This is a genomic window from Candidatus Omnitrophota bacterium, assembly GCA_018894435.1.
GTDB lineage: Bacteria > Omnitrophota > Gorgyraeia > JAHIPI01 > JAHIPI01 > JAHIPI01.
The window spans coordinates 1-4,605 of the sequence record JAHIPI010000073.1; the positions used below are offsets into that span (position 1 = coordinate 1).

The window sequence follows — 4,605 nt, forward strand, 5'->3', positions numbered from 1 at the left end:
AACTGCCGAGGACTTCTTCGCGAGAAGCAACACATCACCGGTATTCAGCTATTCCGACACAAAGTCCTTAGAATATGGAATGGGATGTAATGGCGACATGGTTACAATTACAGGCGAAGGGCTCATTCATGAAGACCCGGAGTTTATCGACGCGGCAAACTATGATTACAACATAGCCGATACATCGCCCTGCAGAGGCACGGGCTTAAACGGTGCTGACATGGGGGCGAAATTTGAGTGAATAAAATAATAAATGTTGCAAAAAAGGCCGCAAAGAAGTACAATGTGTATCTGTAAATATAAAACGGCCATACAAAAAAGGGGCGCCTATGAAAAAAATTAAGATGCTGATAGTCGTTATATCTCTGTTACTTCTCGGGTACGGTGTGTGCTATTCTCTGGATGAAATAGTAACAGTGCCTGCCGAGGATAGTGCCGGAGTGGAGGTTGAAATACCGGCGGGAACATACATAGCACAAATAGAATCAGGCGGGATAACCCTGCATTTTCCTATTCACCCCAACTATTGCTGGCTTTATGCAGTATCCATAGGAACTGGTGTGAGAGGCGGCCAAGATGAGGCAAACATAGGTACTTTGTATGTTCAACCGGAGCCGAAAGTATTTACACAGGTAGAAGCGGAAAAAGCGGCTCTTAAGGCCCTGAAGGAACAGAAGAAGGGGACATATCTGGCTTTTGAGCTTAAGCAAAAAGAAACGGTACGGTTTTGGGTAAGTGACTATGATTATTCTGATAATTCCGGCTCTGTTAAGGTCAGAGTATATTCTGTAGAAAAAGAAAAGTTAGAAACCGGTTCTAAAAAGAAGGAAAAGAAATAGGATCGCAAAACCAGTAGTTGTTAAATATAAAAAAGTTAGTTATTATCTATTGACACCACGCGGTATATATGGTATAATAGAGTGGACTTAAAATAGCCCGTTTTTTATGGCTTAATTGATAAAATCTTTTAAAAAGAATATAAATAGTTTCTTCCACAACTTATTCGCCTAAGAGTATCTGAAGAGAAAGGATGCGCATGACAAGATTCTTTCAGATAATTTTTTTCCGCACTAATTTAATATTATTTAAAAGGCTTTTCTCAAGCTATAAAAATTTTATCCCCATAGTACTTTATCAACATAACTTTTATAAACATTACATATACCATTTAATTAGCATAAGAGGACAAAAATAATGCTGGGAAAAACTGCAGTAGAAAAAAATGAGCCTGACGGATTAGATTTTGCGGTGCCTGAAGTCAGTATAATCCAATGGCAAGGCCCTCGTTACAGGCCGTGGCTAAAGACTATAGCCGCGATTATTGCGGGGGTATTTTTATTGCAGCAGGTTGTCTGGGCCGGCGACATAAATGATATTAAAAATATATTACCAGATGATAAGGCCGAGATAAGTTCTCCTATGCAGACAATGGAAGACGCGGAAGAGGCGCAGCAGAGACAGCGGGAGCTGCTTGAGGAGAAAGAAGAAATTGCGCCTACAGAAGAGCCGCCCGTCACGAGCACCGAAGGCGAGGGAATAGTTATTGAGAAAAACCCCCTGCGCCTCCATTTGAACTATGTTGATCCCGCAACAAACACTGTAAACGACTTCACGTACAATTACGACCCCTACTTTGTCGGCGATAGAGCCGACCAGAGAAAAACACCCCGTATCACATATTATGATGAAGAGGCGGGTGTGGTTAAGGAGATTCAGATCGCGTATTATTATAATCTGGAACAAAGCGGCGGGGTTGACCTTTCGCAGGCAATAGAGACATTTTTAATTAAAAATAAGGACATAATTATAAAATTACAGGAGGAACGGGCGGAGAAAGAAGCGCTTATAGATGAGATAAAAAAGAAAGCAGAAGAGCTTAAACAGATCGAAGATGCAATAACAGCGGAATATAAGAAATTCTTAAACAGGATAAAACTCAGCGAAGATGGAAAAAGCGTGTCCGTTCTTGATGAAAACGGCAATGTTATAATTACCAGTGCGGATGCCACATTGGTCTATTATGCTAAACTTATCCCTGTGTTAAGCGGGGGCGTACCCCAACCCGAAAGGCCGGAGGGCGTTGTTGATCTTGAGCTTTCTGGAGCCAGCATGATTGTGGTTCAGAGCAGCAGGATTCATCAGATGATAATGGGCGCGAAGGTACTTTATCTTAAGGCTTATCCGGAAATGAGCATGGAGGCTCTTAAGGCGGAGCTGGAAAGAGTAAAAACCGAAGTTATGCCCGAAGAAAAAGCCAATCTCGAAAAAGCACGTGGTGGTGTAAAAACACTGCTTTTAAAGATTCAAGAGTTTGAAGTCCAGAAACAGAATATGACGGTCCTCTCCAAAGAAGACCTCGCAACACTCTTAGGCATATCGCCTGTCATAGTGCCGGTTGTAGCCGGAGAACCCGGACCCTGGGCATGGACAGAAGAAGGGCTGAAGCTATTACCGGGAGAAGAAACACCCGGCGAAGTCAAACCCATCGACAGGCCCACTTCAATAGTGCGATATGACCGTTATCCGAACATAGCCGTGAAATCCATCGAGCGCGTCATATGGAATAACGGTTCCCTCGGCGGCTATAAAGAAGGCGATTTATTTACCCAGGGAATGATCGAGGGCTTTAAAATCGTCCTTAGCTATAACGGGAAGGACTATGAATACCACACAGACCTGAATAAAACAGTTCTTCTTGACCCCAAGGTTAGGCAGGAAATCGAGGCCCGGAAGAAAGCCATAATAGATGAAATAACCAAAAAAGCGGATGCCTTACAGGCCATTGAAGACGAGATAAGAGCAGAATATCGTAAGTACCTCAACAAAGTAAAACTCTCCGAAGACGGCGCCAAGGTTTCAATATTGGATGAAGATGGCAATACGCTACTTACGACAGACGATGCTACACTCGTATACTATGCGAAGCTAATCCCCGCTCTAAGCGTAGTCATCCCAGCCCCCGAGACACCCGAGGGCGTGGTTGATTTAGAGCTGCCTCATTATTCCACTGTTGTGGTTAATACATCAAGCGATATAGGTCGTATGATAATGGGCGTATATGCGATTTACATCAATGCCAATCAGGGTATGAGCATCAAAAAACTTGAGGAAGAGCTAGATAATCTTAATAACGTTCTTGTGCCCCGCGAAAAAGACAATCTGGAAAAGGCGAAAGAAGGCATAAAAGTACTGCTTGACAAGGTAAGCGAATTAGAAGTTCCCGTAAAAGCCTACAAGGAGGTTGAAAAAATATTCCCGGAAGTGAAATCCGAGGTAGAGCGTGAGATAGCAACCAAGAAACTCAGTAAAAAGATCCAGGGGCTTACTACAGAAGAAGTAAAATTGGAAAGAGAAGAGATAGGAGAAAAAGTAATAAGGAGCGTCCTCGCATTTTTAAATAATGTTATAAATTCAACCAGCAGCACATTTGCAGATTTCAGGAAGCTCCTTGCAAAATATAATCCGGCAATTCTCACCCAGGAAGGCCTTGACCAGATATCTTCTTATCTGAGAAGTCAGGTGGACAATGTGTTCAACTGCGCCGCCTTTGCACTGGGCAGAATGCTGAACTATGCAAATGATGTTAAGATTGCCACAACTACAATAATCATCGATATCTTGTACGGCGCACTTCTTCCTACGGCGCAAGGTATATTAAAGACAAGCCTTTTTGCCATAAAAGAGGCCGCGGAGAAGCTTCAAAATTTCACACTTTATGCATTAAAGATTTCGATAGACGAATTAAAGAAGATAGCCACGCCGGTCATAGCCCATATAAATAACGTCCATTACGTAGTCATCACAAAAGTGACAGACACCATCGTGAATTACGTTGATAACTCAGGCAAGTTTTTCACGGAAACGATCCCCGAATTTATTAAAAAATGGAAAGGCGTGATACTTTCGACTGTAAAACCCGAAGGCGCATCTGAGATGGAACGGGAGGAAATGAAAGAGATATTGGGTGCAGGTATCATAGCGGATCTTCCGGTATGGGGCGGCCAGATCATTCAGGATAAGATAAATGCAGCTCAGCGCGGGGATACGATAGTCCTTGATGCTGGTATCTACAATCTGACCTCGAATCTGAATATTACCAAAAATGTGAAAATCGTCGGAAAAGACCCCGGGAACACGATCATCAATCTCGGCAATTACTGTATCTACATAAAAGACCCGGCGTTCTACAGCCAGAACGAATATTATTATCAACTCTTCAAAAATTTGAACGATGTTACGATAGAAAACGTTACGATAAAAGGGTACCGCGGCCAGAGCGCGGAAGGTGCTATCCAGAACTACTCAGGGAAACTTACTCTAAGAAACTGCAAAATCACCGATAACCAGGGCGTAAAAGTCGGCGCGATATATTCCTCCTGGAATTCAAAACTATATCTTGAAAATACCGTTATTGCCAATAATAAGAACTTACCAGCTACAAGCGTTTCTCCATACAGCTGGCGCCTTGGCACAAAGGTCTTTTGCGGAACGATCTATCTTGCCGGAGGGGCAAGTATAAACGTCATTAATTCAACCATAGCCGATAACATAAACGATTCCCAATCCTTCGTAATTACTACCACGAGGGAAGGCACTATTACGATC

Annotated in this window: 3 protein-coding genes; all 3 read left to right on the plus strand. The window is 42.8% G+C overall.

The features are described 5' to 3' along the window. A partial coding sequence (locus KKI13_05845) for a hypothetical protein (GenBank protein MBU4488569.1) occupies positions 1–241 on the plus strand: 241 nt, incomplete at its 5' end. An 88-nt stretch (positions 242–329) separates the two neighbouring features. Then, positions 330–839 (plus strand): hypothetical protein, encoded by a 510-nt coding sequence (locus KKI13_05850; protein MBU4488570.1) that lies wholly within the window; start codon positions 330–332, stop codon positions 837–839. A 355-nt stretch (positions 840–1,194) separates the two neighbouring features. After that, positions 1,195–4,605: hypothetical protein (locus KKI13_05855; protein MBU4488571.1), on the plus strand; the 3,411-nt coding region annotated here is incomplete at its 3' end.

Excerpts from the sequence above, each read along its gene's own strand:
- KKI13_05850 (MBU4488570.1), top strand. The coding sequence starts at position 330 with ATGAAAAAAATTAAGATGCTGATAGTCGTTATATCTCTGTTACTTCTC.